Origin of the sequence: Streptomyces sp. NPDC051921 (assembly GCF_040680975.1) — a bacterium.
In the GTDB taxonomy this organism is placed as follows: Bacteria; Actinomycetota; Actinomycetes; order Streptomycetales; family Streptomycetaceae; genus Streptomyces.
On sequence record NZ_JBFAXU010000004.1, the window covers coordinates 120174 to 136019 of the forward strand.

Annotated in this window: 14 protein-coding genes and 2 tRNA genes; 7 read left to right on the forward strand and 9 right to left on the reverse strand. The window is 74.6% G+C overall.

From position 1 onward, the window contains the following. The first annotated feature begins 198 nt into the window (after positions 1-198). Positions 199-1458, forward strand: coding sequence for a M6 family metalloprotease domain-containing protein (locus tag AB0M16_RS07245; RefSeq protein ID WP_365339741.1), 1260 nt, complete (start codon positions 199-201; stop codon positions 1456-1458). A 61-nt stretch (positions 1459-1519) separates the two neighbouring features. Here the strand turns inward: AB0M16_RS07245 and AB0M16_RS07250 are convergent. From AB0M16_RS07250 to AB0M16_RS07275, 6 genes are all read right to left on the reverse strand, one after another. Then, positions 1520-1593, reverse strand: a tRNA-Lys gene (locus AB0M16_RS07250). Continuing rightward, complete coding sequence (locus tag AB0M16_RS07255; RefSeq protein ID WP_365339743.1) at positions 1584-2213, reverse strand: bifunctional DNA primase/polymerase; 630 nt, start codon at positions 2211-2213, stop codon at positions 1584-1586. The genes AB0M16_RS07250 and AB0M16_RS07255 overlap by 10 nt, the downstream gene beginning before the upstream one ends. A gap of 132 nt (positions 2214-2345) precedes the next feature. Beyond that, positions 2346-2702, reverse strand: coding sequence for a hypothetical protein (locus tag AB0M16_RS07260; protein WP_365339745.1), 357 nt, complete (start codon positions 2700-2702; stop codon positions 2346-2348). 131 nt (positions 2703-2833) lie between these two features. Beyond that, positions 2834-4162, reverse strand: coding sequence for an AAA domain-containing protein (locus tag AB0M16_RS07265; protein ID WP_365340227.1), 1329 nt, complete (start codon positions 4160-4162; stop codon positions 2834-2836). An 11-nt stretch (positions 4163-4173) separates the two neighbouring features. Beyond that, on the reverse strand, positions 4174-5757 hold the full coding sequence (locus AB0M16_RS07270; protein ID WP_365339747.1) for a hypothetical protein: 1584 nt from the start codon (positions 5755-5757) through the stop codon (positions 4174-4176). A 37-nt stretch (positions 5758-5794) separates the two neighbouring features. Then, the gene (locus tag AB0M16_RS07275) at positions 5795-6946 is read right to left on the reverse strand and encodes a hypothetical protein (RefSeq protein WP_365339749.1); all 1152 of its coding nucleotides are present in this window, start codon (positions 6944-6946) and stop codon (positions 5795-5797) included. Positions 6947-7160: 214 nt separating this feature from the next. On the opposite strand from AB0M16_RS07275, the gene AB0M16_RS07280 reads away from it, so the two are divergent. Then, positions 7161-7757 carry a histidine phosphatase family protein gene (locus AB0M16_RS07280; RefSeq protein WP_365339751.1) on the forward strand — a complete coding sequence of 199 codons (597 nt, stop codon included), beginning with the start codon at positions 7161-7163 and terminating at the stop codon, positions 7755-7757. Positions 7758-7854: 97 nt separating this feature from the next. Here the strand turns inward: AB0M16_RS07280 and AB0M16_RS07285 are convergent, their stop codons facing one another. Continuing rightward, the gene (locus AB0M16_RS07285) at positions 7855-9150 is read right to left on the reverse strand and encodes a tetratricopeptide repeat protein (protein ID WP_365339753.1); all 1296 of its coding nucleotides are present in this window, start codon (positions 9148-9150) and stop codon (positions 7855-7857) included. 224 nt (positions 9151-9374) lie between these two features. On the opposite strand from AB0M16_RS07285, the gene AB0M16_RS07290 reads away from it, so the two are divergent. Further along, the gene (locus tag AB0M16_RS07290; RefSeq protein ID WP_365339755.1) at positions 9375-9863 is read left to right on the forward strand and encodes a hypothetical protein; all 489 of its coding nucleotides are present in this window, start codon (positions 9375-9377) and stop codon (positions 9861-9863) included. A 25-nt stretch (positions 9864-9888) separates the two neighbouring features. Beyond that, on the forward strand, positions 9889-10764 hold the full coding sequence (locus AB0M16_RS07295) for a fused MFS/spermidine synthase (RefSeq protein ID WP_365339757.1): 876 nt from the start codon (positions 9889-9891) through the stop codon (positions 10762-10764). 328 nt (positions 10765-11092) lie between these two features. On the opposite strand, the gene AB0M16_RS07300 is transcribed toward AB0M16_RS07295, so the two are convergent. Next, complete coding sequence (locus tag AB0M16_RS07300) at positions 11093-11659, reverse strand: hypothetical protein (RefSeq protein WP_365339759.1); 567 nt, start codon at positions 11657-11659, stop codon at positions 11093-11095. A gap of 34 nt (positions 11660-11693) precedes the next feature. Between AB0M16_RS07300 and AB0M16_RS07305 the strand changes: the two genes are divergently transcribed. The 3 genes from AB0M16_RS07305 to AB0M16_RS07315 all read left to right on the forward strand — a co-directional run bounded on the left by AB0M16_RS07305 (position 11694) and on the right by AB0M16_RS07315 (position 15403). Then, entirely contained in the window at positions 11694-12404 is a 711-nt protein-coding gene (locus AB0M16_RS07305; protein ID WP_365339761.1) for a response regulator transcription factor, read from the forward strand. Then, entirely contained in the window at positions 12401-13771 is a 1371-nt protein-coding gene (locus AB0M16_RS07310) for a HAMP domain-containing sensor histidine kinase (RefSeq protein WP_365339763.1), read from the forward strand. The genes AB0M16_RS07305 and AB0M16_RS07310 overlap by 4 nt, the downstream gene beginning before the upstream one ends. Before the next feature lie 144 nt (positions 13772-13915). Further along, entirely contained in the window at positions 13916-15403 is a 1488-nt protein-coding gene (locus tag AB0M16_RS07315; RefSeq protein ID WP_365339766.1) for a cellulose binding domain-containing protein, read from the forward strand. Positions 15404-15723: 320 nt separating this feature from the next. On the opposite strand, the gene AB0M16_RS07320 is transcribed toward AB0M16_RS07315, so the two are convergent. Then, positions 15724-15796, reverse strand: a tRNA-His gene (locus AB0M16_RS07320). Positions 15797-15846 lie beyond the last annotated feature (50 nt).

Below are 15846 nucleotides of genomic sequence, written 5' to 3' on the forward strand. Positions count from 1 at the left end.
GGCCGATCGTTTCTGCGCGGGTCTGACACGGGTCGACGAGGGCCTGACCGAATGTGACTTTCCGTGAGCTGATGCGGTTCCGTGTCGCGTCGACCCGGCGGGTCCCGCTCACCCGACCGGGGCAGCGGAAAGGTGCGAAACCTCATAAACCGACACAAGGTGGTTGAGGTGTCACGCTTTCCGGAGCCGGAGGTCCACGTGAGGGGTCAGCAGCCACCCGGGGGAGTGCAACGCTCGCGTCTGCGTGCCGGTGCGGCGGCCTTCACCTCCCTCGCCGCGCTCGCCGCGACCGGGCTCGTCGCCGGCCCCGCCGTCGCCGCGCCCTCCGCGGGCCCCTGCGCCCTGCCCCGCACCGCCGCCCATCACTCGCTCGGCCTCGACACCTGGAACGGGTCCTATCCGCAGCCCACCCGCACCCTCGACGCGGCCATGATCTTCCTGTCCTTCCCGGACTCCGCACCGCTGACCACGCCCGCCGAACTGACCGCCGACCACTTCCCCGGCACGGCCGAGTTCTTCGCGCGCGCCTCCTACGGGCGGTTCAGCCTGCGCGTCCACCCCCAGACCGGCTGGGCCCGGATGCCACGCAGCTCCACCGCGTACGCGATACGGCGCGACTGGAGCGCCGAGCACCGCGCGGCCTACCTCCGCGACGCGATCCGGGCCGCCGACGACTCCGTCGACTTCTCCCGGTACGACATCGTCTACCTGGTCGCCGACCCCGACGCCCCCGGCGTGGACTCCGACGCCACCAAGGTGGTCAACCTGGAGCACCCGCTGGAGGTCGACGGCGCGGAGCTCAAGCGGGTCGTCACCGTCTTCGAGCGCCACCCGCCGGACCGCAACGTGCTCGCCCACGAGACCGGGCACGTCTTCGACCTGCCCGACCTCTACCACCGGCCCACGGACGGCAAGGGGGACTGGGACACCCATGTGGGCGACTGGGACGTCATGGGCAGCCAGTTCGGGCTGGCCCCCGACCTCTTCGCCTGGCACAAGTGGAAGCTGGGCTGGCTCGACCGCACCCAGGTGGCGTGCGTGCGCGGGCCCGGCACCCATGTGATCAGCCTGGAGCCGGTCGCCTCCGCCCCCGTGGCCGGCGGCACCCTGGGCACCCGGCTCGCCGTCGTCCGTACCGGCGAGGGCAGCGTGCTGGCGATCGAGGCCCGCTCGGCCACCGGCAACGACCGCGACACCTGCGCCGAGGGCGTGCTCGTCTACCGGGTCCGCAACGAGGCGGCGTCCGGAGAGGGTCCGGTCGAGGTCGTGGACACCCACCCCAGGACGGAGGCGTGCTGGGACCGCTCGGTCTACCCGCCGCTCGCCGACGCGCCCCTGCGGGAGGGCGAGTCCTTCACCGTGCCGGGCGTCGGCGTACGGGTGGAGGTCGCCGAGCGCAGCAAGGCGGGGATGTGGACGGTCCTCGTCACCGGCCCCCGGGCCGGGACACCGCACTGACGGCGCGCCGCGCACGCACACGAAGAAGCCCCCCGCTTCCGCGAGGGGCTTCTTCCGTCTGTGCGCCGCCAGGGACTCGAACCCCGGACCCGCTGATTAAGAGTCAGCTGCTCTAACCAACTGAGCTAGCGGCGCCTGCTGACGTCGTAGACATTAGCATCAGGATCCGCCGAAGGAAAAATCGATACCCGCACGTCGGCCGCCGAAACCGCCCGGGCCGCCCGGACACAGGCCCACAGCAGCACCTCGGGGCCGGGCAGCCAGGGCCTGCGGGTGTCCGGCGCGACCAGCCAGCGCGGGCCCGACGCGTCGCCCGGCGAGAGCGGCGGGATGGTCACCGCGTCCCCGGTGCCGTGACAGAGCGGCCGGGGCACGGCGTTCCCCCACTCCTCCCAGTCGAGCAGCGACGGTAACCGCTGGGCGGTGCCGGGCGCGGCGAAGAGCAGCATCCGGCCCCGGTGCACGGCGACGGGCCCGGAGCCGGGCCCGTCGGCCCAGAGCCGGTCGAGCATCCGGCGCCCGAAGATCGGCTCCACGTTCACCACGTCGAACACCCCGCCGCAGGGCAGCACGGCCGGGGCGGCGGGCCGGGTCTCCCAGTGGTCGAGCGTGGCCCACGGGTCGGTCGTCGCGGACGCGAGCCAGGCTGCGCCGTCCTCGGTCACCCGCGCGGCCTGGTGCCGCTCCTCGTCGGGGTCCGCCAGGAGGCGGAGGATGTCGTACGGGGCGGTCTCTTCGCGCAGCCAGGTGGTCATACCGCAAGGTCTACCGGGTGTGACGGATCCGTTTCAGCGGGTTGCCGGAAACCCGGACACGGTGGGGTCCGGGGGAGTATCTTGCGCCCCGGCATATGCCAGGGCGCTGGTCGACGGGGGTAGGCCGGAGGCTCACTCCTCCCGGTCGTGGCCGCCCGTACGGATCAGGTCCTGCCCGAACTCGATCATCTTGCGCGCGTAGTCCTCGGTCCACGCCGCCCGCTCGGCCACGTCCGCCGGCGTCAGCCGGTCGAACCGGCGAGGGTCCGCCAGCTGGGCCGCCGCGATCGCCTGGAACTCGATCGCCCGGTCCGTCGCCGCGCGGAACGCCAGCGTCAGCTCGGTCGCCCGGGCCAGCAGCTCCCGCGGATCCTCGATCGACTCCAGGTCGAAGAAGTGCTCCGGGTCGGCGGTCGCCTCGGCAGGCTCGAAGACCAGCGGCGCCGGCCTGACCCGCCGCTGTCCGCTCCGCTCCGCGGATTCCGCCATGGTCCTTCTCCTCCTCGCACACACGCGGCCCGGACACCCGGGCCACTTTCCATTCTCCCGCGCCTGGCAAGAGGGCACCGGAGGGGAACGGTCCGGGGCCCTTGCACCCGTGGGCCCGCCGCCGGGGGCCGTCAGGGCGCCCAGCTCACCCGGTGCTCCGCCAGGTGCGACAGGACCGCGTGGTTCGCCTCCCAGCCGTCCGGGAACTTCACCGTGACGCCCAGCTGCACCGGCTCCGTCGACGGGTGCTCGTCCAGGAGCTCGGCGACGCCCGCGCGGCAGACCACGACGCAGGCGTGCCGGTGCCGGGAGGCCAGGACGCACAGCCGGCCGGTCTCCAGGTGGAAGGCGGTCGCGTCCGGGCGGCCCGACAGCGGGTGCAGGACCACCGTCACGTCGTACTCGCGGCCCTGGAGCCGGTTCGCCGTGTCCACCGTCACGCCGGACACGCCGAGCTCCGCGAGCGCCGCCCGCACGGCCGCCGCCTGGTCGCGGTGGGCGGTGCCGACGGCGATCCGGTCCGCGGTCAGGGGCACCGGGTCGGGAGACCGCTCGCTGACCGCCGCGCCGCCGCGGTCCAGGAGGCGGCGCACCACGAGGGCGACCGCCCCCACCGCCTCCGGGTCCGTGCGCGGGGTGTGCCGGGCGGGCAGCTCCAGCAGGCCCCAGCCGGACTCCGCCGCCTCGTCGAGGACCCGGTCGGGACCCGAGCCGTCCGAGGGCACCCCGAAGGACAGCGTGCGGTCCCCGTGGTCCGTGCCGCTGCGGAACGGCGTGTAGGGGTAGAAGGCGTCGGACACCAGCGGGGCGGCGGACGCCGGCAGGCGCCACGACACCGGGAGGCGGTGCTGCGGCAGCTCCGGATTGTGCGCCAGGAGCGTGGCGACGGCGGAGGCCGACGGGTCGTACGACAGCCCCGCCCACTGCTCCGCGCCCACCACCGAGAACGGGTCCAGCTGCCCGGGATCGCCCACGAACAGCGCCCGCTCGAACAGGCCCGCCACCGCGAGCAGCGCGTCCGAGCGCATCTGGTACGCCTCGTCCACGATCGCGTGCGCCCACGGCTCCACGTTCTTCACGTGCGCCCATTTCGCGGCCGTCGACACGACCACCGGAAGCCCGGTCAGATCGCCGGCCTTCGCCGACTTCCGCACCTGCTCCAGGTCGTTCAGCGCCCGGTCGTACGGATCGGAGTCGTTCGAGTGCAGCCGGCCCACCGGGAGGTCGGGACGCTTCTCCGCGATCCGCAGCACCAGGTCGTCGACCTGGGCGTTGGTCTGCGCGACGACCATCAAGGGGCGCCCTGCGTCGGCCAGTTCGAGCGCGGCCCGCACGACGAGGGTCGACTTGCCGGCGCCCGGCGGGGAGTCGACGACGACCCCCCGGGCGGTGCCGTGCAGGGTGCTCGCCAGGATGGCGTCCGTCGCCCGCGCGGCCTCCGCGGACGGGTCGAAGGTCACGGACCGGTGGCTCACAGGATGTCCTCGGGGGTGATGGCGTCGGGCAGTTCGGCGACGTCGGAGCGCGGGGGACCGCCGTGCGTCCACGGCGTCTCCTCGGGATCGGGCAGCTTCGCGCCCACCCGCTGCTCGTGCTCGAACAGCGTCCAGGCGATCCGCTCGCCCTTCTCCGGCACCGAGCCCTCGGCCGGCTCCTTCGCGCGGCCCATCCTGTCGAGGATCCGCAGGACCAGCGCCCCGTCGTCCTCGACCCCCACGAACTCGGCGGACTGCGGCTTCCCGTCCAGCGAGCGGAACACCTTCACACCCACGCCCAGATGCGGCCGGTCGTCCGTGCGGACCGTGAGCCGCGGACGAGGGCGGTTCTTCTCCGTGCGCGCCATCGTCACCTCGACGACCTCCGCGACGAACGCCTCGCCCGCGAGCCGCCGCCCCGCCATCACCAGCGGGTCGTCGAGGGCCTCCTGCGCCTCCAGCTGGCCCTGTGCCTGCTCGCGCGCGGCCAGCTTCTGCGCGGCGGTCACGGCGTCGTCCCGGCGCGGCTGCGGCGGCTCGCCCGCGGCGATCCGGTCCCGCTGACCGGTGAACGACCAGCGGTCGCGGGTCCAGCGGTCGGGCACCCGGGCACCCTCCGGGAGCTCCCGCAGCAGGTCGAGCGCCCGCCACACCGCCTCCCAGGTCGGCTTCAGCTGGGAGACGACCAGCCGGCGGACCTCCCCCTCGGCGCGGTGCAGCGCGGCCAGACCGTCCTCGGCGGCCGGACCGTCCTCGGCCGCGCCGAGCGCCTGCCGGGCCCGGTCGTAGCGCTCGATCGCGGGCGCGAGCAGCTTGTTGTCGAAGGCCGGGTCCGTCGCCGGACCGGCCGGCGGGCACAACAACTGTCCCTGCGCGTCCCGCCCGAGCTCCGCGCGCAGCGCCGCCTCTGCGCCGGACTCCCCCTCGGGGGCGTCGATCCAGGCGAGCAACGCCCCCAGGTGCTGGTCCTCCAGGGAGGACTGCCCCGTCGCCCAGTGCCGGTTCAGCAGGTCCGTCGCGGAGACCAGCAGCGAGGAGCCGGGCACCCGGGCCCGCTCCCCGAGGTGGGTCAGCCAGCGGCCGAGCAGCGGCACCCGCGGCGGCGCCGGGAACGGCGTCTCCGGATCCTGCTCGGCGGTCCGCCGGAAGCGCGTGGACCGGCCGAGGAGCCGTACGTACTCGACGCCTGCCCGGCTCGGCACCACCACCTGCGGGGCGTCCGCGCACAGCTCGACCTCGACCTTGACCTTCTTCCCGGTCTCCGGGTCGGTCTCGGACCGCTCGGCAGCCTCCACCGTCCCGGCGAAGGAGTCGACGTACGGCAGGATCTCGCCGGCCAGCTCGGCGAGGAACGCGAACCGCAGGTCGCGGTCGCGCGGCTGCGGCACGACGAGCAGCCGCGGCTCCTCCGGGTTTGTGCCCACCAGTGCCCCGAGCGGCGCGCCCGCCTCACCGGCGGTCGTCAACGGCACCAGGACCAGCGGCCGTTCGGACACATGCCGGTGCCGGACCGTGGCGAGCGGCTGTGCCCGGCCCGCCTCGACGGCCTCCATACGGGCGAGGGCGGAGATCAGCGACATACGGGGGCCTCCTCGGCCGTGACGCGCGGAAGGCCGGTCAGCAGGCGCACTCGACGACCTCCTGCGGGGTCCGGGCGGGCGCCGCCGCCAGCGCCTCGCGCCGCAGCGCCCGCGCCCGGCGCAGCGCCGCGACCGCCGGGTCGTCCGGATCGCCCTCCTCGCCGCGCGCCGCCGCCAGGACCGCGCCGATCGTCGTCAGGCCGCCCAGATCACCCCGTACGGACCGGCCGAGCGCCGTCACGGCGTCCGCGGCCCGGGCTCGCTCGCGGCAGTGGAAGGCCAGCTCGCACGCGGCCAGGCACTCCGGCGCGTACGCGTGCGGCACGCACTCGACCGCCGAGGCCAGCTCCTCGGCCGAGCACTCCGCCACGTCGAAGCTCACGCCCTCCGGCAGCGCGTCCAGGATCTCGTCGAGACGGGTCAGCCGGGCCAGCTGGCGGCGCGTCACCGACAGCTGCTTGCGCACGTCGACCGCCGAGGCCGTCGGCAGGTTGGAGAAGTCCTTCGGGCAGACGAGCAGCACTGTGTGCGCCACCGCCGCGCCCTCCGTGACGCCCGCGACCCGCTCCAGGGCCAGCACGTACACCGCGGCCTGGCGGGCCGCCGCGCCCACCTTCGGCGCGTCGGCCGAACCGTCGATCATCGGGAAGGACTTGATCTCCACGACCGTCCACCGTCCGTCGGGGTGGACCACGACCGCGTCCGGCTCCAGGTAGACCGGGGAGCCGGCCACCTCCAGGGCCAGCATCGGATGGTCGAGCAGCGCCCAGCGGCCCGCCGCCGTCGCCTCGCGCAGCGCGAGCGCCGTCCGGGCCGCCCGGCCCTGGGGCCCGGCGGCCGCGAGCTCCGGCAGGTCCACGCCCGACGGCTCCTCGATGCCGAGCAGCCGCAGCAGCTCGCGCCCGCCGTCCGCCTTCACCTTGGCCTCGAACGCATTGCCCCGGGCGATGGCGAACTGCGACTGGCCGAAGCCCGAGGGGGAGCCCAGCTTCGCGGCCAGCGCCGACTTGTCGACCCCGGCGCCGTCGAGGATCGCCCGCCGCCGGCAGCCGGGATTGGCGGCGAGCGCGGCCAGCGCCCGCGCGTCCAGCGGACGCGGCACGGAGGCCGGTCCGCGCAGCTCGGCGAGCTGATGCCGGAGTGTCGTCTGCGGCGGCCGGTGCGGACCGCTGCCCAGGGATGCGCTCACCCGCGGAAGTCTCCCATCCGCCACTGACAAGCGGGGCGCTTTGCGGGGATCCGCCCGTCATCACCCGGTCCGCGAGGCGCGTCGCGTACGGGGTGAGCGACCGCCCCGCGCGCGAGGGCGCGGTGGGAGGACGCCCGGAGGTCACCGGGAGTTCACGTGGGTGATGATGGAGGTGCATCCCGAACACGCCCCGCTGAAGAACCAGGGAGCCTTCATGGCACCGCGCATCCTGCTCGCCCGGCACGGCCAGACCGAGTGGTCGCTGTCCGGCCGTCACACCGGCAGGACGGACATCCCCCTCCTCGACGAGGGCCGGCGCGGCGCCAAGCTCCTCGGCGCGCGCCTGGAGCGGGGCCCTTGGGCCGGCCTCGACGGGGTCGAGGTGCGCACCAGCCCGCTGGTGCGGGCCCGGGAGACCTGCGACCTGGCCGGCTTCGGCGAGCGCGCCGAGAACTGGGACGCGCTCATGGAGTGGGACTACGGCGCGTACGAGGGCAAGACCCCGGACGAGATCAAGGCCGGCCGGCCGGACTGGTTCATCTGGCGCGACGGCGTCCCCGAGGGGGAGACCCTGGCCGAGCTGTCGGCGCGGGCGGACCGGGTCGTGGAGTGGGCCCGCTCGGCCGACCGCGACGTCCTGGTCTTCGCCCACGGGCACATCCTGCGCTCCATCGGCGCCCGCTGGCTCGGCGAGGACGTGTCCTTCGCCGCCCGGATCCGCCTCGACCCCACCAGCCTGTCGGTCCTGGGCTGGGCGTACGGCGACCCGGCGATCGAGCGCTGGAACGACACCGGGCACCTCGAGCAGTAGGCCCCGCCGGGGCACGGGCCCGTCGGGGCGCTCGTCGGGGCCGGGGCTCGCAGGACGCCGGCTCGGCGGTACGTGGGCTCGGCGGTACGCGGGCTCGTCAGTACGCGGCGAGGACCCGCCGGGTCTCCGCGAGCATCGTGCGGATCCGGGCGGACTCGACGCCGTTCAAGGAGGACTCCACCCGGCGCACCTCGGCCTCGGCCTCGTCGGGGCGGCCCGCGTGCGCGAGGTCGCCGGCGAGTTGGGCCCGGTAGAGGGCGAGGTTGCGGGCGAAGTGCGGGTTCTGCAGGACCGTGGCGCGCTGGGCGTGACGGGCCGCACGGGACCAGTCGCCGAGCAGCGACCAGCACTGGGCCTCCAGGGCCTCCAGCTCCGGCTCGCCGAAGAAGGACATCCACTCGGGGTCGCCCTCGCCGGGGCCGTGCTCGAAGTGGGTGTGGGCGCGGCCGAGGGCCTGCGCGCAGGCGGAGCGGTCGCCGAGTCCGGCCCACGCCCCGGCCTCCCGCAGGGTGAGCAGGGCGAGCAGCCGGTGGGAGGCGAGCGGCCGGGCCGCCCGCAGCCCGGCCTGCGCCGCGCGGACCGCTTCCCGGTACCGGCCGCAGTCCCGGGCCAGGAACGAGGTGTTGCAGAAGGCGTGCGCCTCCAGGGCTGCGTCGCCGGCCACGCGTGCCGTGGCGAGGGCCTCGGCGTAGTGGGAGCGGGCGTCGTCGAGGCGGCCCGAGTCGTGGGCGAGCCAGCCGACGGAGATGGCCAGCTCGCCGGCGCCGTTGTGCAGCCGGTCGGCCATGGAGCGGCGGGTGCTGACGCCCGCGTCGAGCAGGGCGTAGGCGGTGCGCAGCGGCTGGGTGGCCCGCTGGTAGAGGCCCTCGGCGCCGTGCCGGTCGTCGAGCAGACGGATCTGCCGTACGGCGTCCTCCACGGCGCGGACCTCGGCGTCGCCGACGCGGTGGGCGCCACGGGGGGCGGGGATGGCGGCGGCGACGGTGGCGCCGCCGAGTCCCAGCGAGGCGGTCGCCAGGGTGGCGGTGCCGCCGGTCATGAATGCGCGACGCAGCACGTCGCTCTCCTCATCGTTCCGGGTGGTGATGGCGAGGGGCGGCGGTGCCCCGGCCGCCACGGCGGCCGGCCGCCGGCCGCGAACGGCCTCCCGCGCAGAGAACCCCAGGTCCGCAAGGCTCAGTCCGGGGAACATGTGCAGGAAGACCCGCTCGTACGCGTAGTTGGGGCAGCGGATCTCGCCCGCCTCCACGCGCCCGACGTAGCGGGCGTCGCATGCGACCTGCTCGCCGATCTCCCGCGCGGCCCGGCGGACGATCGCGGCGAACTCCGCCGGCGAGCGCTGTCCGCGGAGTCTGCGGAAGGCGAGATTGGGAACTGCCCGTGACAACGCCATGGCCGAGCCCTCTCCTGGTGCTGCCGGTGTTCCGGCGGGGCAAGAACGTACCTGCTGTGACCGGCCGCGTACGCAGGGTTTGGCAACAAATCGGATATCTCGCACGTGATCTGCCATGAACTGCCATCCTTTGCGGCGGCGTGCCGCCGTAGCCGTTGACGCGTAGGGGCGTTGAACCATGCGGAGAGACGGAACGTGTCTCCTCTTGAGCGAGGAGGGGTCCCATGGTGGAGACCGGAGCGTCGCAGTCGACCGAGCGGCACATGCCTTCGCAGGACGCCAGCGCGTCCCTCGCGTCGTACGGCGCCGGGGGTACCCGCTGCTCGGGCGAAGCCGAGAGCTTGGGGGACTGCGACCTGGTGACCGTGCCGGCCCGGCAGGGCCTGGAGGCCGTGGACATCCTGCGCCGCGGCGGGGCGCCGGCGGTCGGCCCCGTGCTGCACGACGGCGCCTGCGACACGCTCGGCTTCCTGGTGCCGCCCGGCACGGCGGCGGGCTGGGACATGCCGGGCAGCGCCTGTACCAGGACCGACGGGCGCGGTCTGCGGCTGCCGGAGCTGCCGGAGCTACCGGGTCCGGACGGTGCCACCCCGCGTCCGGCGGACTGGCTGCTGCCGCCCGGCGACAGCGGCGAGGTCACCGACCCGGCGATGCTGCGGGCCGCCCTGGGGCAGGCGGCCCGGCTGATCGAGGCGGCGGACGGCTGCCGCTGAGCCCGGTCCCGCGCGTGCACCGATAATGGGGCTCGTGGCCAGGAACAAGCAGCGGGAACGGACGGCGGGGGCCGTCGCGGTCGTCGAGACCGTCGACGGTGGGCTCGCCGAACTCATACCCGACCGGGAGCGGCCCCGCGGGTGGACGCTGCTCATCGACGGCGCCCCGCAGTCGCACGTCGACCTCGACGATCCCGCGCACCTCTCCTTCGAGTACCAGCGGCGCCTCGGCCACATCGCCGACCTCGCCGCCCCGCCGAACAAGCCGGTCCAGGTCGTGCACCTCGGTGGCGGCGCCTTCACCCTCGCCCGGTACGTGGCGGCCACCCGGCCCCGTTCCACGCAGCAGATCGTGGAGCTCGACGGACCCCTCGTGCAGCTGGTCCGCCGGGAGCTGCCGCTCGACGCCTCCGCCCGCATCCGGGTCCGCTCCACCGACGCCCGCGCCGGGCTCGCCAAGGTGCAGGACGGCTGGGCGGACCTGATCATCGCCGACGTGTTCAGCGGGGCGCGCACGCCCGCGCACCTGACCAGCACGGAGTTCCTGGCCGAGGTAAGGCGGGGGCTGCGGCCCGGCGGCTTCTACGCGGCCAACCTCGCCGACGGCCCGCCGCTGGCCCATCTGCGCGGCCAGATCGCCACCGCCGCCACCGTCTTCCCCGAGCTGGCGCTCGTCGCCGACCCGACCGTGCTGCGCGGGCGGCGCTTCGGCAACGCCGTGCTGCTCGCCTCGGACCGGGAGCTGCCGGTGACGGAGCTGACCCGGCGGGTCGCGACCGACCCGCATCCGGGGCGGGTCGAGCACGGGCGGGCGCTGGCCGACTTCACGGGCGGCGCGGCGCCGGTCACCGACGCGAGCGCCAAACCCTCGCCCGTACCGCCGGCATCCGTCTTCCGCTGACCCTCCCGGACCCGCGGAACCGCGCGGACTCCCGGAGCCGGGTCACCTGCGCCGACCTTCCGGAGCCGCGGGGCCCGCACGGACCTGCCGGAGCCGCGGGGGCCGAGCCGACCTGCCGGAGCCGCGGGGCCCGCGCGGAACCTGCGAGGCCTGCGCCGGGGCGGGGAAGTCCGCCGGACCCCGCCGGGCCGCGCCGCGGCTGTCGTCTCGCGGGGAAGTCCGCCGGACCCCGCCGGGCCGCGCCGAGCTGCCGCTCCCCGCAACCCCCCGTCCACCTGCCGTCCCGCGAACGCGCGAAAAACGCCGCAGTCGCCGGACCCGCGCGGGGTCAGCGCTCGTCGATCTCCACGCGGGGCGCGGTGTCGTGCCACAGGCAGAAGACGGATATCTCCCGGCCGTCCTTGGTGAAGGTCACCCGGATCCACGTGGGCTGCTTCCACACCTGCATCTGCCAGCCCGACTCGGGCGTGGCGGAGACCAGCTCGGCCGAGGACGGGCCGAGGTCGAAGACGACCCGGCCGCCGTCCGTGCCGTAGCTCTTGACGCTGCCGGTGTTCCCCGCACCCTCGCCGGGGTCGCTCGGCGTGGTCCTCGGGGCGGTGGGCCGATGGGCGGGGGCCGTGGACGCCGTCTTCGTCGGGCGGGCTGTCGGCGCCGCCGTCGAGGTCGCGGAGGGTGACTCGGGGCGCCGGGTCGAGGAGGTCAACGGGTCCGTCCCGGCGGCGGCGTCGCCGATCACGGCGCTCGTGTCCGAGGGGATCGGCAGGGCCCGCGGCGGGTCGTAGACCGTGCCGGCCAGCACCGTGTGCACGCCCCACCAGGAGAGCGTGACCGCGGCGCCCGTGGCGAGCGACCACGCCAGCGCGTGAACCAGTCCTCTTCGCATCCGGCTCATACTGCCATCCCCCGAATGGCGTACGGTGCCGCCCATGGCAAGTGTGCTCGTGGTCGAGGACGACCAGTTCGTGCGCTCCGCCCTCATCCGGCACCTGTCCGAGGCCTCCCACACGGTGAGAAGCGTCGGCACGGCCCTGGAGGCGCTGCGCGAGGTCGCCCATTTCCGCTTCGACGTGGTCATCCTCGACCTCGGACTGCCCGACCTGGACGGCGCCGAGGCGCTCAAGATGCTGCGCGGGATCACCGACGTCCCGGTGATCATCGCGACCGCCCGCGACGACGAGGCGGAGATCGTCCGACTGCTCAACGACGGGGCGGACGACTACCTCACCAAGCCGTTCTCCGTGGAGCACCTGTCCGCCCGCATGGCGGCGGTGCTGCGCCGGGCCCGTGCCTCGGCGGGGGAGGCGCCGCCCTCCCGGGAGCTCCGGGTCGGCGGGCTCGCCATCGACCCGCTGCGCCGCCAGGCGGCGCTCGACGGGACCGCACTCGACCTGACCCGGCGCGAGTTCGACCTGCTCGCCTTCCTGGCGGGCCGGCCGGGGGTGGTCGTCTCGCGCAAGGAGCTGCTCGCCGAGGTGTGGCAGCAGTCCTACGGGGACGACCAGACCATCGACGTACATCTGTCATGGCTGCGACGGAAGCTGGGCGAAACGGCCGCCCGCCCGCGCTATCTGCACACCCTGCGCGGGGTGGGCGTGAAGCTGGAGCCGCCGGCCGGCGCGGGGGAGTTCCAGCCGTGAGATGGGCCCTGGTCAAGGTGTCGCTCGCGGTGACGGCGATGGTCGTGGTCGCCTTCGCGGTGCCGCTCGGCCTGGTCGTCAAGGAGATGGCCCGCGACCGGGCGTTCTCCAACGCCGAGCGGCGCGCCGCCGGTCTCGCGCCGGTCCTCGCGATCACCACCGACCGCGAACAGCTGCAGCGGGCCGTCGCCACCACCGACGACGGCGCCGAGGGCCGGCTCGCCGTCCACCTGCCGGCGCCCGGCGAACCGGGCGGCGAGGGCGAGGAGATCGGCACCCGGCGGGCCAGCGACGAGGACCTGGCCACCACCCGTTCGCTCGGCCGGGCCACCATCGCCGAGGTGCCGGGCGGTTCCGCGCTGCTCCAGCCCACCGCGGTCAGTTCCGGACAGGTCGCGATCGTCGAACTCTTCGTCCCCGAGGGCGAGGTCAGCAACGGCGTCGCCACCGCCTGGCTGGTCCTCGCCGCGGTCGGCATCGCCCTGATCGTCGGCTCCGTCGCCGTCGCCGACCGGCTCGGCCTGCGCATGGTCCAGCCCGCCCAGCGGCTCGCCCGCGCCGCCCACGAACTGGGCGAGGGCAAGCTGGGCGCGCGGGTGCGCGAGGAGGGGCCGCCCGAGCTGAAGTCGGCCGCCGTCGCCTTCAACTCGATGGCCGACCAGGTCGTCCAACTGCTCGCCAACGAGCGGGAACTGGCCGCCGACCTCTCGCACCGGCTGCGCACCCCGCTGACCGTGCTCCGGCTCAACGCGGCCTCGCTGGGCTCCGGCCCGGCGGCCGACCAGACCCGGGCCGCCGTCGAGCAGCTGGAGCGCGAGGTCGACACCATCATCCGCACCGCCCGCGAGGCCAAGCCGCAGACCCAGGCCACCACGGCCGTGGCCGGCTGCGACGCGGCCGAAGTGGTGCGCGAGCGGATGGACTTCTGGTCGGCGCTCGCCGAGGACGAGGACCGCAAGGTGCGCGTCGCGGGGATCGAGCGACCGGTCCGCATCCCGGTCGCGCGCCCCGAACTCGTCGCCGCGCTCGACGCGCTGCTCGGCAACGTCTTCCGGCACACGGCGGAGGGCACCGCCTTCTCCGTCGACCTCCACAACGGCGACGACGCCGTGATCATCCTGGTCTCCGACGCGGGCCGCGGCATCGCCGACCCCGCCGCCGCGCTCGCCCGCGGCGCGGGCAGCGGTCGCGCCGGCTCCACCGGCCTCGGGCTGGACATCGTCCGGCGCATGGCGGAGTCGACCGGCGGCGACGTCCGGATCGGGCACTCCGTGCTCGGTGGCACGGAGGTCCGCATCTGGATCGGCCTGGGCGAGCGGGGCGCCCGGACCCCCTCGGGGCGCCGTGGCCGCCGTCGTGCCCGGTGAACCTTTAATCGCTCCGATGCCTTCCTTAAGCGGACCCTAAGAATCCTCAACCGCTGCCTACTCGCGGGTATTTGTCCGTTTCCCTGGCGCTAGCGTGCTGCCGCACCCCTCACCCCACCCCCGGCACGCAGAGGCAGGCACGCGATGGGCACCAGTTCGCACCGGCGCAGGACCAGCGGCAGGACCAAGGTCGTCGGCGCGGTCGTCGCCGCGGCGGTGATCGGCGGCGCGGCCTTCGCGCTCTCCGGCACCGCCCAGGCCGCGTCCGTCGGCGCCGCCTACACCAGGACCAGCTCCTGGACCGGCGGCTACACCGGCCAGTACGTCGTGACCAACGAGACCTCCGCCCCGCAGACCGACTGGACCCTGGAGTTCGACCTCCCCGCGGGAACGGTCATCGGTTCCCTCTGGAACGGCGAGCACACCGTCTCGGGCCGTCACGTCACCGTGAAGCCCGCGAGCTGGAACAAGCAGCTCGCCCCCGGTCAGTCCGTCACCGTCGGCTTCGTGACCTCCGCCTCCGGCGCGGCCGGTGACCCCGTCAACTGCCTCATCAACAAGGCCGCCTGTTCCGCCGGCGGGCCCACGCCCACCCCGAGCGGCCGCCCCACCGGGCAGCCCACCGCGACCGCGACCCCCACGGCCACCGCGACCCCCACCAGGACCGCCACGCCCACCCCGACGAAGACCGCGACCGCGTCCCCCACGCCGACGCCGACCGCCACCACCGCCCCCGCCGGGACGGCCCGCTTCGCCCCCTACGTCGACACCTCCCTCTACCCGGCCTACGACCTCCTCGCCACCGCCGACCAGACCGGCGTCAAGGAGTTCAACCTCGCCTTCATCACCTCCGGCGGCAGCTGCGCCCCGCTGTGGGGAGGCGTCACCGACCTGGCATCCGACAAGGTCGCCGCCCAGATCGGCGCCCTGCGGGCCAAGGGCGGCGACGTCCGGGTCTCCTTCGGCGGTGCGGCTGGCCACGAGCTGGCGCTCAACTGCCAGGGCGCCGATGCCCTCGCCGCCGCGTACGGCAAGGTCATCGACCAGTACAGGCTCACCAAGGTCGACTTCGACATCGAGGGCGCCGCCCTGCCGGACACCGCCGCCAACACGCGCCGCTCCCAGGCCATCGCCCGGCTCCAGAAGTCCCACCCGGGCCTGAACGTCTCCTTCACCCTGCCGGTCATGCCCGAGGGCCTGACCCAGCCGGGTGTCGACCTGCTCGCCGACGCGAAGCGGAACGGGGTCCGCGTGGACGCCGTGAACATCATGGCGATGGACTACGGGCCGGCCTACAGCGCCGACATGGGCCAGTACGCGATCTCGGCCGCCACCGCCACCCAGGCCCAGGTCAAGGGCGTGCTCGGGCTCTCCGACGCGGCCGCCTGGAAGGCCGTCGCCGTCACCCCGATGATCGGCGTCAACGACGTCGCCTCCGAGGTCTTCAAGGTCGACGACGCCACCCAGCTCGTCGACTTCGCGAAGTCGAAGGGCATCGGCTGGCTGTCGATGTGGTCCTCGACCCGCGACAAGCAGTGCGCGGCCGGCGCGGTGAACTACGCGGACGCCACCTGCTCCTCGATCCTCCAGCAGCCGCTCGCCTTCACCAAGGCCTTCGCCGCCTACAAGTAGCCGCAAGCCGTCGTCGTACGGCCCCCCTGGTCCCCCCACACCGCGCGCCCCGGACGGATCCACCCCCACCGCCGTCCGGGGCGCGCCCCTTTTCGGGGCCCGGCCGGCCCGGGCGGGGGCGGAACCCGGAATCAGAACCCGGAAAGGGGGCGCGCCGGCCGTCGCCCCTCCGCGTGGTCACCCGCTGACCGGGGTGTCAGGGGCGAGCCCGGCGTCTCGGCCGAACGGGTGAATGGGTGAAGGCGTGACCACGCCCCGGAAGGGCGGACGCCACAACGATCGAGGCCCCGGTTCTTCCGAACCGGGGCCTCGATCTTCAGGGTGAGTAACGGGACTCGAACCCGCGACATCCTGGACCACAACCAGGTGCTCTACCAGCTGAGCTATACCCACCACGACCGGTCATCTGCCCGAGGGCTTCCCTGACCGGCCGAGAAGAAGTC